General features: G+C 70.8%; 16 protein-coding genes and 1 riboswitch. Of the genes, 3 read left to right on the top strand and 13 right to left on the bottom strand.

Annotated features, from left to right (window positions below; translation table 11 throughout):
• Positions 1–32: 32 nt before the first annotated feature.
• Positions 33–998 (bottom strand): GlxA family transcriptional regulator, encoded by a 966-nt coding sequence (locus OHA89_RS12435; RefSeq protein WP_266614832.1) that lies wholly within the window; start codon positions 996–998, stop codon positions 33–35.
• A 103-nt stretch (positions 999–1,101) separates the two neighbouring features.
• Between OHA89_RS12435 and OHA89_RS12440 the strand changes: the two genes are divergently transcribed.
• Positions 1,102–2,025, top strand: coding sequence for an NADP-dependent oxidoreductase (locus tag OHA89_RS12440; protein WP_266614834.1), 924 nt, complete (start codon positions 1,102–1,104; stop codon positions 2,023–2,025).
• On the opposite strand, the gene mnmA is transcribed toward OHA89_RS12440, so the two are convergent.
• Positions 2,022–3,167 (bottom strand): tRNA 2-thiouridine(34) synthase MnmA, encoded by a 1,146-nt coding sequence (gene mnmA, locus OHA89_RS12445; RefSeq protein ID WP_266614835.1) that lies wholly within the window; start codon positions 3,165–3,167, stop codon positions 2,022–2,024. The genes OHA89_RS12440 and mnmA overlap by 4 nt on opposite strands.
• 68 nt (positions 3,168–3,235) lie before the next feature.
• Between mnmA and OHA89_RS12450 the strand changes: the two genes are divergently transcribed.
• On the top strand, positions 3,236–3,934 hold the full coding sequence (locus tag OHA89_RS12450) for an N-acetylmuramoyl-L-alanine amidase (protein WP_215140171.1): 699 nt from the start codon (positions 3,236–3,238) through the stop codon (positions 3,932–3,934).
• Here OHA89_RS12450 and OHA89_RS12455 read toward each other — a convergent pair.
• The 11 genes from OHA89_RS12455 to OHA89_RS12505 all read right to left on the bottom strand — a co-directional run bounded on the left by OHA89_RS12455 (position 3,927) and on the right by OHA89_RS12505 (position 15,885).
• Positions 3,927–5,090 carry a cysteine desulfurase family protein gene (locus OHA89_RS12455; protein WP_215140172.1) on the bottom strand — a complete coding sequence of 388 codons (1,164 nt, stop codon included), beginning with the start codon at positions 5,088–5,090 and terminating at the stop codon, positions 3,927–3,929. The genes OHA89_RS12450 and OHA89_RS12455 overlap by 8 nt on opposite strands.
• A gap of 47 nt (positions 5,091–5,137) precedes the next feature.
• Positions 5,138–5,992, bottom strand: coding sequence for a thioesterase family protein (locus tag OHA89_RS12460; RefSeq protein ID WP_257554054.1), 855 nt, complete (start codon positions 5,990–5,992; stop codon positions 5,138–5,140).
• 47 nt (positions 5,993–6,039) lie between these two features.
• Positions 6,040–6,696 (bottom strand): trimeric intracellular cation channel family protein, encoded by a 657-nt coding sequence (locus OHA89_RS12465; RefSeq protein WP_215140174.1) that lies wholly within the window; start codon positions 6,694–6,696, stop codon positions 6,040–6,042.
• Between the two features lie 181 nt (positions 6,697–6,877).
• On the bottom strand, positions 6,878–7,981 hold the full coding sequence (locus tag OHA89_RS12470) for an ABC transporter ATP-binding protein (RefSeq protein ID WP_374199215.1): 1,104 nt from the start codon (positions 7,979–7,981) through the stop codon (positions 6,878–6,880).
• 5 nt (positions 7,982–7,986) lie between these two features.
• Positions 7,987–9,084 (bottom strand): ABC transporter ATP-binding protein, encoded by a 1,098-nt coding sequence (locus OHA89_RS12475; RefSeq protein ID WP_257554056.1) that lies wholly within the window; start codon positions 9,082–9,084, stop codon positions 7,987–7,989.
• On the bottom strand, positions 9,081–10,079 hold the full coding sequence (locus OHA89_RS12480; protein ID WP_215140177.1) for an ABC transporter permease: 999 nt from the start codon (positions 10,077–10,079) through the stop codon (positions 9,081–9,083). Before OHA89_RS12480 ends, OHA89_RS12475 begins: the two co-directional genes overlap by 4 nt.
• A gap of 156 nt (positions 10,080–10,235) precedes the next feature.
• Positions 10,236–12,011, bottom strand: coding sequence for an ABC transporter substrate-binding protein (locus OHA89_RS12485; protein WP_215140178.1), 1,776 nt, complete (start codon positions 12,009–12,011; stop codon positions 10,236–10,238).
• 74 nt (positions 12,012–12,085) lie between these two features.
• A complete protein-coding gene (locus OHA89_RS12490; RefSeq protein ID WP_257554057.1) occupies positions 12,086–13,081 on the bottom strand; it encodes an ABC transporter permease in 996 nt (331 codons plus the stop codon).
• Positions 13,082–13,543: 462 nt separating this feature from the next.
• Positions 13,544–14,284 carry an enhanced serine sensitivity protein SseB C-terminal domain-containing protein gene (locus tag OHA89_RS12495; protein ID WP_215140180.1) on the bottom strand — a complete coding sequence of 247 codons (741 nt, stop codon included), beginning with the start codon at positions 14,282–14,284 and terminating at the stop codon, positions 13,544–13,546.
• Between the two features lie 53 nt (positions 14,285–14,337).
• Positions 14,338–15,072, bottom strand: a complete 735-nt coding sequence (locus OHA89_RS12500) for an enhanced serine sensitivity protein SseB (RefSeq protein ID WP_266614846.1) — start codon at positions 15,070–15,072, stop codon at positions 14,338–14,340.
• A gap of 195 nt (positions 15,073–15,267) precedes the next feature.
• Positions 15,268–15,885, bottom strand: a complete 618-nt coding sequence (locus tag OHA89_RS12505; RefSeq protein WP_257559318.1) for an AAA family ATPase — start codon at positions 15,883–15,885, stop codon at positions 15,268–15,270.
• A 223-nt stretch (positions 15,886–16,108) separates the two neighbouring features.
• A riboswitch (glycine riboswitch) is annotated at positions 16,109–16,212 on the top strand.
• Between the two features lie 157 nt (positions 16,213–16,369).
• Here OHA89_RS12505 and gcvT point away from each other — a divergent pair.
• Positions 16,370–17,485 (top strand): glycine cleavage system aminomethyltransferase GcvT, encoded by a 1,116-nt coding sequence (gene gcvT, locus OHA89_RS12510; RefSeq protein WP_406366171.1) that lies wholly within the window; start codon positions 16,370–16,372, stop codon positions 17,483–17,485.
• Positions 17,486–17,493: the final 8 nt, after the last annotated feature.

Raw genomic sequence — 17,493 nt, forward strand, 5'->3', positions numbered from 1 at the left:
GGGCGCGGCCGCGGTTTCGATTGCCTCCGGGGTCATGCCGACGCGGGCTGGAAGGTGCGCCGGTAGGCGATCGGGGAGATGCCGAGGGCGGAACGCATGTGCTGGCGCAAGGAGTTAGCCGAGCCGAAGCCGGCCCGGTGGGCTACCAGGTCGACCGGCAGGTCGCTGGACTCCAGCAAGTGGCGGGCGATCTCGAGGCGTTGGGTGGTGAGCCACTGCACCGGGGTCATGCCGACCTCGTCGCGGAAGCGCCGGGTGAAGGTGCGCAGGCTCATCCGGGCGTGGGCGGCGAGCTCGGCCAGCGCGATCGGTTCGGCGAGGCGTTCCAGGGCCCAGGCGCGGGTGGCGGTGGTCGTGGCCACGGTGGGTTCGGGGACCGGCCGGTCGATGTACTGGGCCTGGCCGCCGTCGCGCCACGGCGGTACGACGCACAGCCGGGCCGCGCGGTTGGCCACGGCCGTGCCGTGGTCCTGGCGGATCATGTACAGGCAGAGGTCGACGCCGGCGGCCACGCCCGCCGAGGTGAGGATGTCTCCGTCGTCGACGAAGAGCACCTCCTCGTCGAGCCGGACGCGCGGGAAGCCGCGCTGGAACTCGGGTGCGTGCAGCCAGTGCGTGGTGGCGGCCCGGCCGTCGAGCAGCCCGGCGGCGGCGAGGACGTACGAGCCGGTGCACAGGGAGACCAGCCGGGTGCCGGGCTTGATCGCGGCGAGGGCGTCGGCCAGGGCCTGCGGCAGGGGCGCGCCGTGCGCGAGCTCGTCCATGGAGTGCGTGGGCGTGATGATCACGGTGTCGGCCGCGGCGAGGGCTTCGGGGCCCGCCGCGACGCCGACGGTGAAGCCCGCGTCACTGGTCACGGGCTGCCCGTCGGCGGTGCAGACGGTCAGCTCGTAGAGCGGGTTCCCGGCCTCGTCCAGGGCGTTGCCGAAGACCCGGGAGGGGATCCCGAGCTCGAAAGGAGGGACGCCTTCGAGGGCGAGTACGGCAATGCGGTGCATGGCCAGATTCTGTCACATGGTGGCCGGACGGCCAATACCACGACCTCGCTCCGGAGCCGAAGCTGGTTCCACAGCAGCACGAAACGCACCTGAGGAGAAACACATGCGCGCCATCGTCGTCAGCCAGTGGGGCGGACCCGAGGTACTGACCGAGACCGAGCTGGACCGCCCGGAGCCGGGCCTGGGCGAGATCCTGGTACGGGTCCGCGCGGCCGGCGTGAACCCGGTGGACTGGAAGACCCGCGAGAGCGGCGCCCTGATCCCCTGGGGGCCGGTCCCGATGGTCGGCTGGGACGTGTCGGGCACCGTCGAGGCCGTCGGACCGGGCGTGACCCTGTACCGGGCGGGCGACGAGGTCTACGGGATGCCCCGCTTCCCGCAGCAGGCCGGCGGGTACGCCGAGTACGTGACGGCCCCCGCGCGGCACTTCGCCCCCAAGCCCGCCTCGCTCGACCACGTACAGGCGGCGGCGCTGCCGCTGGCGGCCCTGACCGCCTGGCAGGCGCTGGTGGACACCGCCGGGGTGTCGGCCGGGCAGCGGGTGCTGGTGCACGCGGCGGCCGGCGGGGTCGGCCACCTGGCCGTGCAGATCGCCAAGGCCCGCGGTGCGTACGTGATCGGCACCGCGAGCGCGGGCAAGCACGCGCTGCTGCGCGACCTCGGCGCGGACGAGGTGATCGACTACCGCACCACGGCCTTCGAGGAGGCGGTCGCCGACATGGACGTGGTGATCGACGCGATCGGCGGGGACTACACGCAGCGCTCGCTGAAGGTGATCAAGCCGGGCGGACACCTGGTGACCCTGCCGGGCCCGGACGGCATCCCGGCCGACACGGCGGGCGTGCACGCCGCCTGGGTCCTGGTGGAGCCGGACCTCGCCGGCCTGCGGGAGATCGCGGCCCTGGCCGACCGGGGCCTGCTGAAGCCCCTGGTCGACACGGTCCTGCCGCTGGAGCAGGCCGCGAAGGCCCACGAGATCGGCGAGCAGGGCCGCACCACCGGCAAGATCGTCCTGACGGTCGCCTAAGCGGAGGCGGAGGCGCCGGCCGTGGCCCGGGTGGTCGTCGCGATGGTGGCGGAGCCGACCACGCGCGTGCCGTCGTAGAGGACGATCGCCTGGCCGGGGGCCACGCCGCGGACCGGCTCGGTGAAGGAGACGCGCAGCTCGCCGTCCACGAGCTCGGCGAAGACCTCGGTCTCGCCGCCGTGGGCGCGCAGCTGGGCGGTGTAGGTGCCCGGGGCGGCGGCCGTGGATCCGCACCAGCGGGGGCGGATCGCGGTCAGGGCGGTGACGTCGAGGGCCTCGACGGGCCCGACGGTGACGGTGTTGTTCACGGGCGAGATGTCGAGGACGTAGCGCGGCTTGCCGTCGGCGGCGGGGTGGCCGATGCGCAGGCCCTTGCGCTGGCCGATGGTGAAGCCGAAGGCGCCCTCGTGGGTGCCGACCTTCTCGCCGGTCGCCTCGTCGACGATGTCGCCCTCGGCCTTGCCGAGTCGGTTCGCGAGGAAGCCCTGGGTGTCGCCGTCGGCGATGAAGCAGATGTCGTGGCTGTCGGGCTTCTTCGCCACGGCCAGACCGCGCTCCTCGGCCTCGGCGCGGATCTCTTCCTTGGTGGTGAGGGTGTCGCCGAGCGGGAAGAGCGCGTGGGCGAGCTGCTTCTCGTCGAGGACGCCGAGGACGTACGACTGGTCCTTGGCCATGTCGGAGGCCCGGTGCAGCTCGCGGGAGCCGTCCTCGTTCAGGACGACGGTGGCGTAGTGGCCGGTGCAGACGGCGTCGAAGCCGAGGGCGAGGGCCTTGTCGAGCAGCGCCGCGAACTTGATCTTCTCGTTGCAGCGCAGGCAGGGGTTCGGGGTGCGCCCGGCCTCGTACTCGGAGATGAAGTCCTCGACCACGTCCTCGCGGAAGCGCTCGGCGAGGTCCCAGACGTAGAAGGGGATGCCGATGACGTCCGCGGCGCGGCGGGCGTCGCGGGAGTCCTCGATGGTGCAGCAGCCGCGGGCGCCGGTCCGGAAGGACTGCGGGTTCGCGGAGAGCGCGAGGTGGACGCCGGTCACGTCGTGCCCGGCTTCCACGGCGCGGGCGGCGGCGACGGCGGAGTCCACGCCACCTGACATGGCGGCCAGGACGCGGAGTGGGCGGGCGGTGCGCGGCAGGTTCTCAGTCATAGCACCGTCCAGAGTACGGGGAACCGCGCGGGGTCACTGCGCGTTATCGGCTGTGGGGGGTGGATCACATGGTGGAGCAGGGGAAGAAGTCTCCGGGCAGGACCCGCAGGGCGGTGCTCTTCGGCGGGCTCGGGATCTTCACGGTCGCGGCATTCGCCGGGCGTCAGGAGATCGGGCGCGCGTGGTGGCTGGTGCCCGGGGTGAGCAAGCCGCGCAAGGAGGGCGAGCTGGACCACGCCGGCGCGAGCTGGACGGCGGCTTCGCCCGCGAACTGGCGGCTGGCGGACCGGCCCGACGACTACCGGGTGGACCGGATCGTCGTCCATGTCACACAGGGCGGCTTCGAATCCTCCGTGGACGCGTTCAAGAACCCCTGGCACAAGGCCTCGGCCCACTACATCGTGCGCGGGGACGGCCACATAGAGCAGATGGTGCGCGAGCTGGATGTGGCGTTCCACGCGGGGAACCGCTCGATGAACGAGCGCAGCGTCGGCATCGAGCACGTGGGCTTCGTCGACCGGCCGCAGGACTTCACGGACGCGATGTACGCGGCCTCGGCCCGGCTGGCGGCCGACGTCTGCCGCAGATACGGCATTCCGGCGGACCGCAAGCACATAGTCGGCCACTCCGAGGTTCCGGGCGCCGACCACACGGACCCGGGCCGCCACTGGGACTGGGACCGGTACATACGCATGGTCGGCGAGGCCCTGTCGAACCAGCCGGGCCAGTCCGCCCAGTCGAACCAGGCCCGGACAGGGCCTAGCTGAGGCCCGCCGTGCGGGCCCGTTCCACGGCCGGGCCGATGGCCGCCGCCAGGGCGGCGACGTCGTCCTTGGTGGAGGTGTGGCCCAGGGAGAAGCGCAGGGTGCCGCGGGCCAGCTGGGGGTCGGTGCCGGTCGCCAGCAGGACGTGGCTCGGCTGAGCCACGCCGGCGGTGCAGGCGGAGCCCGTGGAGCACTCGATGCCCTGTGCGTCGAGCAGCAGCAGGAGGGAGTCGCCCTCGCAGCCGGGGAAGCTGAAGTGGGCGTTGGCCGGGAGCCGGTCGTCGGGGTCTCCGCCGAGGACGGCGTCCGGAACGGCCGCGCGGACGGCGGCGATCAGCTCGTCGCGCAGGCCGCCGATCTCGGTGACGAACCGTTCGCGCCGCTCGGCGGCGAGGACGGCGGCCACGGCGAACGCCGCGATGGCCGGCACGTCGAGGGTGCCGGAGCGGACGTGCCGCTCCTGGCCGCCGCCGTGCAGTACGGGGACGGGGCTCTGGTCGCGGCCCAGCAGCAGGGCTCCGATGCCGTACGGGCCGCCGACCTTGTGACCGCTGACGGTCATGGCGGCGAGGCCGCTGTCGCCGAAGGAGACGTCGAGCTGCCCGAAGGCCTGGACGGCGTCGGAGTGCAGCGGGATGCCGTGTTCGCGGGCGACGGCGGCCAGTTCGCGGACCGGCATGACGGTGCCGATCTCGTTGTTGGCCCACATCACGGTGGCCAGGGCCACGTCGTCGGGGTTGCGCTCCACCGCCTCCCGGAAGGCGTCCGTGTGCACCCGCCCGTAGCGGTCGACGGGCAGGTACTCGACCTGCGCGCCCTCGTGCTCGGCGAGCCAGTGGACCGCGTCGAGCACGGCGTGGTGCTCGACGGGGCTGGCCAGGACCCGGGTCCTGGCGGGGTCGGCGTCCCGGCGGGCCCAGTAGAGGCCCTTGACGGCGAGGTTGTCGGCCTCCGTGCCGCCGGCGGTGAAGACCACCTCGCTCGGGCGGGCGCCGATCGCGTCGGCGAGGGCCTCGCGGGCCTCCTCGACGGTTCGGCGCGCCCGGCGGCCGGCGGCGTGCAGGGAGGACGCGTTCCCCGTGGCGGCGAACTGCGCGGTCATCGCCGCAGCGGCCTCCGGCAGCATCGGGGTGGTGGCAGCGTGGTCGAGGTAGGCCATGATCCCCCGATTCTACGAGTCCGCCGGGGCCGCCCTTGCCCCGCCCGTCAGGTGCGAGGTGCGCGGGCGAGCTGGCGGGACTGGGCGACCAGGTGGTCGGCCGAGTCCCATACCTCGGCGTCCTCCTCGAGGAAGCCGCCGGCCAGGTTGCGGGTGGTGATGGCGACCCGGAGCGGGCCCGGGGCCGGGCGGCGCCGGATGTGGGTGGTGAGCTCCACGGTCGGGGTCCAGCCGATCAGGCCGAGGTCGAAGGAGGTCGGCGGCAGTGCGTCCACCGCCAGGAGCATGGACAGCGGGTCGGCGTCGCGGCCGTCGGCCAGCTCGAACCAGGCCCGCATCTCGCCCTTGCCCGAGGGCGCGCCGAGGGCCCAGCCCGCGGTCGCGGGGTCCAGCCGCAGCCGGAGCCGGTCCACGATCGCGGAGCTCCCGGGGATCGGGGCCGGGCCGGCCTCGGGGCCGATGCAGTCCTCGTAGGACGGCATGACGGGCGGCAGCGCCGCGGTCCGTACGTCGTCGGGCAGGGCGGAGAGGTCGCCGTAGGAGGCGAGGACGCGGATGCGCTCGATCTCGGCGCCGCTCTCGTCGTACTGGAACAGCGAGGCCTGGCCCGTGGAGAGGGTGCGGCCCATCCGTACCACCTGCGTGCGGATCACGGCGGGGCCGGGCACGGAGGAGGTCAGGTAGTGCGCGGAGACGGTGAAGGGGTCCGGGTGCGGCAGGGCCGCCGACAGGGCCCGGCCGACCAGGGCCAGCAGGTATCCGCCATTGACGGCGCTGATGATCGTCCATCCGGAGGAGAGCTCCGCGTCGTACACCCCGGGCTCGTCCGCGCGCGCGGTGATGGTGGTGTCGCGGTCGAACTCGCTGTCGCCGATGGTTGCCTGGGCAGCTGCGTGTGACATGAAACCGACGGTACACCCGGTTGCTACTAAGCGGTAGCTTTCTTTTGTTACGGCTCTTCGGCCACCGACGAGCGGCGGTTCCAGGCCAGGGGTGCCCGCCAGTGGTAGCGCATCGCGAGCAGGCGCATGACGAACGTCGTGACGATCGCGAGGCCGGTGGTGAAGGCGTTGAGGGAGTCCAGGGCGATGAAGACGGCGACCATCGCGGCGCCGACGGTGGCGGGCACGGCGTACATCTCGCGGTCGCGCAGCAGCGAGGGCACCTCGTTGGCGAGTACGTCGCGCAGTACGCCACCGCCGACGGCCGTGGCGAGGCCCAGCGCGGCGGACGCGGTGAGGCCGAGGCCGTACTCGTAGGCCTTGGTCGTGCCCGTCACGCAGAACAGCGCGAGGCCGGCGGCGTCGAAGACGTTGATGGCCCGGTTGATCCGCTGGACCTCGGGGTGCAGGAAGAAGACGAGCGCGGCGGCGACCAACGGGGTGACGAAGAAGCTGAGCTCGCCGAAGGCGGCCGGGGGGACGGCGCCGATGACGAGGTCGCGGAAGAGGCCGCCGCCGAGGGCGGTGACCAGGGCGAGGACGGCGATGCCGAAGACGTCGAAGTTCTTGCGGACGGCGAGCAGGGAGCCCGCCGTGGCGAAGACGAAGATGCCGGCGAGGTCCAAGGCATGCTGGACCCCGGGCGGGAAGAGATCGTGGAGCACCGGCTCATTGTCGCCTGTGGCGTGCCCGCCCCGTGCCGGGGCTCGGGCCGCCGGGGCCCGTGCGGGTCCAGGACGTGGAGCTCCGCCCCGCACCCCACCCCCCCCACCCCACCCCACCCCACCCCACCCCACAAACGCCGGCGGGGCTGGAAGGATCCAGCCCCGCCCTCGGTTTCGTCCGCTACTCCGAAACCGTGACCACCGCGTCCGCCGCGCCCGGCAGGGGCTGGTCGCCCGGTGCCTGGTCGGGGGCGTTCTCGGGGTGGTGGCAGGCCACCTGGTGGCCGGTCTTCAGGGCCAGCAGCGGCGGCTCCTGCGTCGTGCAGATCTGCGTGGCCTTCCAGCACCGCGTGTGGAAGCGGCAGCCGCTCGGCGGCGAGATCGGCGACGGCACGTCGCCCTTGAGCAGGATGCGGCCGCTCTTGACGCCGCGCCGCCGCGGGTCCGGCACCGGCACGGCCGACATCAGCGCCGTGGTGTACGGGTGCATCGGCGCCCCGTACAGCGACTTGTTGTCCGCCAGCTCCACGATCTTGCCGAGGTACATCACCGCGATGCGGTCCGAGACGTGCCGGATGACCGACAGGTCGTGCGCGATGATCACGTACGTGAGGCCGAGTTCCTCCTGGAGGTCGTCCAGCAGGTTGACCACCTGGGCCTGGATCGACACGTCCAGCGCCGAGACGGGCTCGTCCGCGACCACCAGCTTCGGCTTCAGCGCCAGCGCCCGCGCGATGCCGATGCGCTGCCGCTGACCGCCCGAGAACTCGTGCGGGTAGCGGTTGTAGTGCTCGGGGTTGAGGCCCACCAGAGACAGCAGCCGCTGCACCTCCGCCTTGAGCCCGCCCTCCGGAGTGACCCCCTGGAGCTTGAACGGCGCGCTGACGATGGTGCCCACCGTGTGCCGGGGGTTCAGCGAACCGTACGGGTCCTGGAAGATCATCTGGATGTCGCGGCGCATCGGCCGCATCCCGGCGACGCCGAGGTGGGTGATGTCCTTGCCCTCGAACTCGACGGTGCCGCCGGTCGGTTCGAGCAGCCGCGTGATCAGCCGGCCCATGGTCGACTTGCCGCAGCCGGACTCGCCGACGATGCCCAGGGTCTCACCGCGCCGGACGTCGAAGTCGATGCCGTCGACGGCCTTGACCGCGCCCGCCTGCCGCCGCAGCAGCCCCTTGGTGATGGGGAAGTGCTTCGTCAGACCGGAGACCTTGAGCAGCAGCTCAGGCGCGTCGGGAGAGTCCGTGGCCTGCGCGGGAATGACGGCCGGATCCGTCTTCTTGATGTCGGTCACAGCTTCGGCGCAATCTCTTCGGTCCAGATCCGGGTCCGCTCCTCGGCCGACATGTGGCAGGCGGACCAGTGGCGGGTGCCGTCCTCCTCGACCAGCTCCGGCCGCACCGTGCGGGTCACGTTGCCCTTGGGTACGTCGGCGTACGGGCAGCGCGGGTTGAAGGCACAGCCGCTCGGGATGTTGATGAGGCTGGGCGGCGAACCCTTGACCGGGATGAGGCGCTCGGTCTGTTCGCGGTCGATGCGCGGCATCGAGCCCAGCAGGCCCCAGGTGTACGGGTGCCGGGGTTCGTAGAAGACCTTCTCCGCCGTGCCCCGCTCGACGCACCGGCCGCCGTACATCACGAGGAGTTCGTCGGCCATCTCGGCGACCACGCCGAGGTCGTGCGTGATCATGATGACCGCAGAGCCGAACTCCTGCTGGAGGTCCCGGATGAGGTCGAGGATCTGCGCCTGGACGGTGACGTCCAGGGCGGTCGTCGGCTCGTCCGCGATGAGCAGCTCGGGGTTGTTGACCAGTGCCATCGCGATCATGGCGCGCTGGCGCATGCCGCCGGAGAACTCGTGCGCGTAGCTGTCGACCCGCTTGTGCGGCTCGGGGATGCCCACGCGGTCGAGGAGCTCGATGGCCCGCGTGCGCGCGACCTTCTTGTCGACCTTGTTGTGGACCCGGTAGGCCTCGGCGATCTGCTTGCCGATGGTGAAGTAGGGGTGCATCGCCGACAGCGGGTCCTGGAAGATCATCGCGATCTCCCGGCCGCGCAGCTTGCGCACCTCGTCCTCGTCGGCGGAGAGCAGCTCCTTGCCGTTCAGCCAGATCTCGCCGGAGATCCTGGCCCGCTGGCGGCCGTACTGGCCCACGCGGTGCAGGCCCATGATGCCGAGCGAGGTGACCGACTTGCCGGAGCCGGACTCGCCCACGATGCCGAGGGTCTTGCCCTTCTCCAGCGTGAAGGAGAGTCCGTCGACCGACTTGACCAGTCCGTCCTCGGTCGGGAAGTGCACCTTGAGGTCGCGGACCTCGAGGAAGGCGGTGGAGGGCCGCGTACCGGCGACCGGCTCGTTCAGAGCTCCGGTCTTGGTGAGATCGGTCATGACAGCCTCACTCGGGGGTCGATCACCGCGTACATGAGGTCAACGATGAGGTTCGCGGCGACGACGAAGAAGGCGGAGATCAGGGTGATGCCCAGGATGACCGGCAGGTCGTGGTCGCTGATGGCGCGGACCGCGCTGTAGCCGAGGCCGTGCAGCGAGAAGGTGGACTCGGTCAGCACCGCGCCGCCCATCAGGGCGCCGAGGTCCAGGCCGAGGACGGTCAGGATCGGTGTCATCGTGGAGCGCATGGCGTGCTTGCCGATGACGACGGGTTCCGTCAGGCCCTTGGCGCGGGCGGTGCGGATGTAGTCCTCGTTGAGGACCTCGAGCATGGTCGCGCGGGTGAGCCGCGCGTACATCGCCGCGTAGAGGAAGGCGAGCGAGACCCACGGCAGGATCATGCCGTTGAACCACTTGCCCGGATCGTCGGCGAACGTCGCCTCGGGACGCCCGAACCAGCCGAGCTGGTCGGAGAAGAAGGCGATGAAGAGCATGCCCGTGAAGTAGATCGGGAGGGAGACGCCGGCGAGGGCGACACCCATCGCCGAACGGTCCAGGACCGTACCGCGCTTGAGGGCGGAGATGACGCCGGTGGCGACACCGCCGATGACCCAGAGCACGACGGCGCCGGCGGCGAGCGACAGGGTGACCGGCAGCCAGTCCAGCAGCAGCGGCCACACCTCCTGCTCGGTCTTGAAGGAGTAGCCGAAGCAGGGCGCGGCGCATTGCGTGACGTCGGAGCCGTTGGCGTACGTACGACCCGCCACCAGCCCGACGACGAACTTGCCGAACTGGACGAGGATCGGGTCGTCGAGACCCATCTTCTGCCGGATGCCCTCGATGGCGGCGGGGTCGGACTGCTTCCCGACGAAGTACAGCGCCGGATCCGTCCCGATCAGCTTCGGGAAGAGGAAGAAGATTCCGAAGGTCACCAGCGAGATGACCAACAGCATGACGATGACGGCGAAGATCCGTCGGATGAGATATGCAAGCACTGCGCTCGGCCTGGCTGCGGCCCGGGGGCGCCCCCTTCTGGAGAGCGCCCCCAAGCCGAAACCGCGGCCATCACCTGCCCTTCGTGCCTAGCGGGTGTGGCACTGGAACACTGGAACTGAAACGGGGACTAGCTACTGCGACTGACTGGCGAACCGTTACTTCGTGACGCCGAGCGACGCGTAGTCGTACCGGCCGTTGTAGGCGTCGGAGGTGTAGGCGTTCGTCAGCCGGGAGCTGCGCCAGGTGATCGTCTTGTCGTAGACGAAGGGCAGGTAGACCGCGGCCTCCGAGACCTTCTGGTTCATCTGCTTGTAGATGTCGCCGGCCTTGGCCGGGTCGGTCTCCGCGATGGCCTCGTCGAACAGCTTGTTGATCGCCGGGTCGTTCAGCTCGGAGAAGTTGTTGTTGCCGCTCTGCAGGATGAAGCGGCCGTCGACCAGCGGCTGGGAGAAGCCCTGCCCGGTCGGGAAGTCGGCGCCCCAGCCCATGATGATGATGCCGTAGCCCTTCTCCTTGACGACCTTCGGCGAACCGATGATGCCGGAGGTCTGGGCGCCGTCGAACTGGTCGACGTCGGCCTCGATGCCGACCTGCTTCAGGGCGTTCTGCAGGGAGACGGCCGTGGCGACCTCGACCGGCTTGTTGTTGCGGACCGCGATGGTGGTCTTGAAGCCTTCCGGCTTGCCGCAGGCCTTGAGGGCCTCCTTGGCCTTCTCGACGTTCGGCTTGCCCTCGTTCTTCAGGACCTCGAACGGGTCGTACTTGCCGTCGGAGCCCTTGATGCCCAGCGGGAGCATGTTGGGGGCGATGTCGCCACCGGCCTGCGGGCCGCCGCGGGCGGTCTGCAGGGACTTCTTGTCGGCCGCGTAGATGATGGCCTTGCGGCACTCGATGTTGTCGAGCGGCGCGACGGTCTGCGGGAACACGGCGTACCGGATGAAGCCGGTCTGGCCGTTGTCCAGGTTGCCCTTGTGGTCCTTCAGCGCGGTGGCGCGGGCCGCCTGGCCGATGCCGGTCGCGTTGAGGTCCAGGTCGAACTCGCCGTTCATCAGGCGCTTGTCCATGTCGTCCGCGTTCGCCATGAACGTGACCGAGACGGAGTCCGGGAGCGCCTTGCGGATGGTGTCCGACTCGGGCTTCCAGTTCTCGTTGCGCGAGAGCTTCATGCTCTTGTTGGGCTCGTACGAGTCGATCTTGTACGGGCCGCTCGAGAAGGGCTTCAGGCCGTACTTGGCCGCCGTGTCCTTGTCCTGCTTGACCGGGCTCGCCGCCGGCATGGCCAGCATCTGCTCGAAGTCACCGTTGGCCGCCGGGAGCTTGAAGACGATGGTCTTCGCGTCCGGGGTCTCGATCGCCTTGAGGCCGAGCTTGTCCGGGGCGGTGTCCTTGTACGGGCCCGGGTACTCGGTCTTCGGGTCGAGGACCTGCATCAGGTAGACCGGGCCGCCGGAGATGACGTCCTGGGCCCAGGTGCGCTCGATGCCGTACTTGATGTCCTGGGCGGTGATGGGAGTGCCGTCCTCCCAGGTCACGTTGTCCTTGAGGGTGTACTTGTACGTCTTGCCGCCGTCGCTGATCTCGGCCTTGGCGGTGGCCAGGTCGGGGACGAGCTCGGTGCTCTGCTCACCCGGGGCCGCCTTGTAGCTGACCAGCTGACGGGTGTAGTAGCGGGAGAAGTCCCACATGAAGCCGTAGTAACCGCGCTGCGGGTCCCACGAGTCGGCTTCCTGGGTACCGACGAACTTGAGCTCGCCGCCCTTCTTGTCCGACGCGTTGGAGATCTTGCCGATGCCGGCGTTGAAGCCGCCGGCGGACGCCGCCTTGTCGTCCTGCTTCTCGTCTCCGCCACAGGCGGTCGCGGTCAGCATGACCGCGAGCACGACGGCTGTGCCAGCGGCAAGCCTGCGCTTCGACGTGCGATGGGTAGTCACGATGCTCGCAACCCTCCGTTGTAGTTACGGTGTACGTACGGCTCGAAGCCGGTTCCTGGTGTGCCCTGCGATGGCTAGCGGGAGCCCTTCGGGTCGAGGGCGTCACGGACGCCGTCGCCGAAGAGGTTGAAGGCCAGCACGGTGATGAAGATCGCTACGCCGGGGAAGATCATGAAGAGCGGATCGTCCTCGTAGGTCCGCACGGCCGTGGAGAGGGTTTCTCCCCAGGACGGCGTGGGCGGCTTGACGCCGACTCCGAGGAAGCTCAGAGCGGCCTCGGTCAGCACGTTGGTGGGGATCATCAGCGTCGAGTAGACGGTGATGGGCGCCACCAGGTTCGGGAGCAGTTCGCGGAAGAGGATGTACATGCGGCCCGCGCCGAGGCTGCGCGCGGCTTCGACGTACTCGCGCTCGCGCAGTGACAGGGTCTGCCCGCGCACGATGCGGCCGATGTAGGGCCAGCCGAAGAAGCCGATGACCAGCACCAGCACGGCGATCCGCAGGCCCGATCCCTCGAAGCCCCACAGCTTGCTGGGGATGACGGAGATCAGCGCGATGATGAAGAGCAGTTGCGGGAAGGCCAGCAGCAGGTCCATCACGCGGCTGATCGCCGCGTCGATCCAGCCGCCGAAGTAGCCCGCGATGATGCCGAAGAAGGTGCCCAGCGAGACCGCCACGAAGGCGGACAGGAAGGCGACCAGCAGCGAGATCCGGGCGCCGTAGACGATCCGGCTGAAAACGTCGCGTCCGTTGACCGGCTCTACGCCCAGCAGGAAGTCCCCGCTCATACCGCCCCAGTCGCCGGCCGGCAGGCCGAGCAGCGGGTCCAGCAGGTCCTCGTGCAGCTCCTCCGGCGGGTGGCCGAAGGCCTTGACGATCAGCGGCGCGAAGATCGCGACGAGGATCAGCAGGAGCACGATGACACCGCCGGCCAGGGCGACCTTGTCACGCTTGAGGCGCAGCCAGGCGATCTGCCACGGCGAGCGTCCCTCGATCGCCTTCTGGGGAACTCCGGGGGCGTCCACGGCTGCGGGCTCGGCCGCGCTGGTGTCGTGCAGTGGTGCCGTCATCGTGGTGGGGACCCCTCTCGGCCGACGGTGGCCGGCCCATGCCCGCCGCTGTGGCGGCTTGTTTCTTTCGGCGTCACTTGATGGTGCGATTGGCGCGAAATGCGCCTGAAGTGCACGTGAAGGGCTGGTGATTGTCAGATTGACCGGCCTTCGGTGGGGGGAGTCTTCAACGCCCTCTCAATCGGCCGCCAGACCTGCCGGGGATGTGATGCGCAACCGTGATCTGCGCCGCCACCTTCCGTTATCCGAACCACGCGCTCTGTTGAGCGGTGAAACACCGCCCCTTCGGCGCGGAACGGACATCCGGCCCAACTGCCATTTCGGGTACGGTTCTTGGGCGCATTCGGTGGATATGCCGAAGGCCGCACCTATGGGTCCGGTGCGGCCTTCGAGATGGATGTCTCAATATGCGGATGTCTGGAAAAGGGGGGCGAGAGGCCTGCGGCAGTCAGGCGGTGCCGGTCAGTAGGGCGGCGCCTGGCCCTCGCGGTCGTAGAACGGGCGGGTCTGCGCGCGCAGCCACATCGCGACGGGGTCGTGTTCGTCCGCCAGCGCGACCGTGCACACCGGGACGCCCTCGGGGACCACGCCGACCGACTGGCGCATCATCTCCCGTACGGATTCCAGCGCGGGCGCGGAGGCGTCGTACAGGTCCAGCCCGACCGCGAGGTACGGGGACCCGAGCGCGGGCTGCACCCAGGCGCGGCGCAGCGACCGGACGGCCGGGGTGCGGTGCGCGTGCTGGGTGAGCAGCCCGTAGAACTGCGGGAGCTCGAGGGTGGGCTCGGACAGCCGCAGCGGCCCGGCGGGCATCCGGTCCAGGCCGGTCGCGATCCGGCGCAGGTCGGCCCACGGGATGCCGATGCCGCCGCCCTGGGCGTGCGGGTTGAGCCACAGGCCCCAGCGGTCCGGGTAGAGCGCGCGGGCGATGTCCCGCCCGGTGACCACCTCGTAGCCCCGGTTCCAGCCGCTGGCGGCCAGCTCCTGCGGGGAGGTCACGCAGGGCGCGTAGCCGAGGCTCTCGACCTCCATGCCGCCGTACTGGGCATCGGGGGAACCCGGCTGCCCCTGCCAGAGCAGCATCCACAGCCGGCCCTCGGAAAGGGCATGCAGAAGTGACTCGTAGCTCTCATAGCGCCCGGGAGTCACCTGGCGCAGCATGTGCTCGACCTGCCCGGCCGCGGCCGTGCCTGACGCACTCACCCGGTACCCCTCTTCGTCCGCCCGTCGTCCACGCGTACCCAGCTTAAGCGGCCCTACGGGAGGTAGAAGGGGCGTACGCGCTCACGAATCCAGTCCGTGACCGGGTCCTGGGCGGCGTCCAGGAGGATCAACTGCACGGGCCAGGGCGCCGGGACCCGGGCCAGGGCCCGGCCGAGGGCCTCCATCGGGGCATTCCGCATCTCAGGCTCCCATCCCACCAGGCGGACACCGATGAACAGTTCCGGCTCCCCGCCCTCGACGCTGGCGAGGCAGCGGTAGGCGGCCGTGACCACACCGGCGGTACGGAACTCCTCGGCCGCGGCGGCCAGGAAGTCCACCGGGTCCTCCTGCCAGTCGGGCTCGTAGAGCCGGACCCGACCGCCGGTGGACGGGCCGTCGAGCGGGGTCCGCCCGGTGCGGCACAGCTCCGCGACGGCCTGCGGGGGCAGGGGGACGCCGACGGCGCCCTCGGGGTTGAGGGCGATGCCGAGCTGCGGGGGCAGGCCGCGGGCGAACTCGACGGCGGGGGCCACGGCGAAGTCCATGCCGGGGCCGACGCAGTAGCGGAACTGGGCCTCGGAGCTGTAGACGGGGACGTACGCCGCCCCGCCGATGTCCATGGTGGGCAGGTCGAGGCTCTCGGCGTCCGGGCCGCCGCCGCCGGGCAGGGGCACCCAGACCATGCTGCGTCCGAGCACCTCCAGGATCCGCCCCCCGGCATCCGGCTGCCCGAGCGCCGCCCCGAGCACCTGCTCCAGCTCATTCCCCGGCCAGCCGCCGCCTTGCATGTGCCCCTGCCTCCGTCTTGGGTCCCGCCGATGTCGTGCCCGAGGTTATCGGTGCGGGTCCGCTGCTCGGGCTCCGCCCCAGACCCTCCCCCAGACTCCATCCGGGGGGACCCCCATCTCAAACGCCGGCGGGGCTGGACTTGGCCGGCGTAAGCCTCAAAGCGCACTGCCCGGTCTTGAGCCCGGCAACGGCGATCAGCTGTGGAACGTGATGCGGGCGACGGCGGCAGCCGAGGGACGGTCCAGGAGGGTGACCGAGGCGCAGCCCGCCGGGGGGCGGCCGGCTTCCGCTTCGCGCAGCAGGCGGGTCACCGCACCCCGGTGGCGGGCGAAGGCGTACGCCGTCACCCGGCGCCCCCGCGCCGCCTGGCCGGACAGCGCTTCCTCCGGGCTGCTGTCCAGGAGCAGCAGGTGCAGCGCCCGGCCCCGGCGGCGCGCGGCCGCCGCGAGCAGGCCCCGTACCCAGGCCTGGGTACCGCAGTCGTGGACGACCACCGAGGCTCCGGAGCGCAGGGTCCGCCACAGCCCCCAGTAGTGCGCGGCCCGCACCAGCGGCCGGTACACCCCGTACGGCAGCCCGCCCGGCATCCGCCGCTCCCAGCGCTCTCGCGTGTCCTGGGAGTCGATCGCGCCGCCCTCGCCGGCCGCCCTCTTGATCAGCGTGCTCTTGCCGCCGCCCGGCAGGCCGGACACCACGACGATGTCCCCCTGCGCGAAGCCGAGCCGGCGCGCCCCCCGCGCCCCGGCCCCGCGCAGGTCACGTACCCGGCCGGGGCCGGCGCAGGCACCGCGCTGCGCAGGCACCGCGTCCACGGTCCCCGTAGCCGCCACTACTCCGAATCTCCGCACAGTGTTCGCCTCCCCCGAATCGGGCCACCAGGACCCTTGCCCACTGAGTGTAAAGAGACGGTAATCCGGCAGCCCCGGTTCCGGTCCGCCCTCCCGGTCCCCGTACGAACTTTCGGGGCCCCACACCCGATCACCACGGTGGCGTGCAATGATGTGCGCCATCTGGACCAACTGCATACCGGCCGCTTGAATCCGCGCGGGAGAGTCCCGGCACGCCGCAAGGCCGTGCTCGGGCGCCGAAGGAGCAAGAACCTCCCTTGAATCTCTCAGGCCCCGTACCGCGTGGATGAGGCAGATCTGAAAAGCGAGCTGTTCGACAGCTCCACCCAAGGTGCAAGCCGACGATCCCTGGCAACCGGGGCACTCGCGGCGAACCTCTCAGGTTCCGATGACAGATGGGGAGGACCCTCCTCGTCATGTCATGCCCTGGGACTCGGGAGCCACACCCATGAGCACTGCCCCCCGTCTGACCGCCCTCGATGCGCTGCACCGCTCGCTCGGTGCGACCATGACCGACTTCGCGGGCTGGGACATGCCCCTGCGGTACGGCAGTGAGCGCGACGAGCACAACGCCGTACGCACCAAGGCCGGTCTCTTCGATCTGTCCCACATGGGCGAGATCACCCTGACCGGCCCGGAGGCCGTCAAGGTTCTGGACTACGCGCTGGTCGGCAACATCTCCACCGTCGGCGTCGGCCGTGCCCGCTACACGCACATCTGCCAGGAAGACGGCGGGATCGTCGACGACCTGATCGTCTACCGCCTCGGTGAGACCGAGTTCATGGTCGTCGCCAACGCCTCCAACGCCCAGGTCGTCCTGGACGCCCTGACCGAGCGCGCCGCCGGCTTCGACGCCGAGGTCCGCGACGACCGCGACGCGTACGCGCTGATCGCCGTCCAGGGTCCGGAGTCCCCCGGCATCCTCGCCTCGCTCACCGATGCCGACCTGGACGGGCTCAAGTACTACGCCGGTCTGCCGGGCACGGTGGCCGGGGTCCCCGCGCTGATCGCCCGTACGGGCTACACCGGCGAGGACGGCTTCGAGCTGTTCGTCGCCCCCGAGCACGCCGTGGAGCTGTGGCAGGCGCTGGCCAAGGCGGGCGAGGGCGTCGGCCTGGTCCCGGCCGGTCTGTCCTGCCGCGACACCCTGCGCCTGGAGGCGGGCATGCCGCTGTACGGGCACGAGCTGACCACCTCGCTCACCCCCTTCGACGCGGGGCTGGGCCGGGTCGTGAAGTTCGAGAAGGAGGGGGACTTCGTCGGCCGTGCCGCGCTGGAGGCCGCCGCCGAGCGCGCCGCCTCGAACCCGCCGCGCAAGCTGGTCGGCCTGATCGCCGAGGGCCGCCGCGTCCCGCGCGCCGGTTTCCCCGTCGTGGCGGACGGCCAGGTCATCGGCGAGGTCACCTCGGGCGCCCCGTCGCCGACGCTGGGCAAGCCGATCGCGATGGCGTACGTCGACGCGGCGCACGCCGCGCCCGGCACCTCCGGTGTCGGCGTGGACATTCGCGGTACGCATGAGCCGTACGAGGTCGTGGCCCTGCCGTTCTACAAGCGGCAGAAGTAACCCTCGTA

Origin of the sequence: Streptomyces sp. NBC_01546, assembly GCF_045208355.1 — a bacterium.
Taxonomy (GTDB): domain Bacteria; phylum Actinomycetota; class Actinomycetes; order Streptomycetales; family Streptomycetaceae; genus Streptomyces.

What these genes read in the sequence shown, in the direction of transcription:
- OHA89_RS12435 (WP_266614832.1), bottom strand. Translation starts at nt 998, where the DNA reads ATGCACCGCATTGCCGTACTCGCCCTCGAAGGCGTCCCTCCTTTCGAG.
- OHA89_RS12440 (WP_266614834.1), top strand. Translation starts at nt 1,102, where the DNA reads ATGCGCGCCATCGTCGTCAGCCAGTGGGGCGGACCCGAGGTACTGACC.
- mnmA (WP_266614835.1), bottom strand. Translation starts at nt 3,167, where the DNA reads ATGACTGAGAACCTGCCGCGCACCGCCCGCCCACTCCGCGTCCTGGCC.
- OHA89_RS12450 (WP_215140171.1), top strand. Translation starts at nt 3,236, where the DNA reads ATGGTGGAGCAGGGGAAGAAGTCTCCGGGCAGGACCCGCAGGGCGGTG.
- OHA89_RS12455 (WP_215140172.1), bottom strand. Translation starts at nt 5,090, where the DNA reads ATGGCCTACCTCGACCACGCTGCCACCACCCCGATGCTGCCGGAGGCC.
- OHA89_RS12460 (WP_257554054.1), bottom strand. Translation starts at nt 5,992, where the DNA reads ATGTCACACGCAGCTGCCCAGGCAACCATCGGCGACAGCGAGTTCGAC.
- OHA89_RS12475 (WP_257554056.1), bottom strand. Translation starts at nt 9,084, where the DNA reads ATGACCGATCTCACCAAGACCGGAGCTCTGAACGAGCCGGTCGCCGGT.
- OHA89_RS12490 (WP_257554057.1), bottom strand. Translation starts at nt 13,081, where the DNA reads ATGACGGCACCACTGCACGACACCAGCGCGGCCGAGCCCGCAGCCGTG.
- OHA89_RS12500 (WP_266614846.1), bottom strand. Translation starts at nt 15,072, where the DNA reads ATGCAAGGCGGCGGCTGGCCGGGGAATGAGCTGGAGCAGGTGCTCGGG.
- gcvT (WP_406366171.1), top strand. Translation starts at nt 16,370, where the DNA reads ATGAGCACTGCCCCCCGTCTGACCGCCCTCGATGCGCTGCACCGCTCG.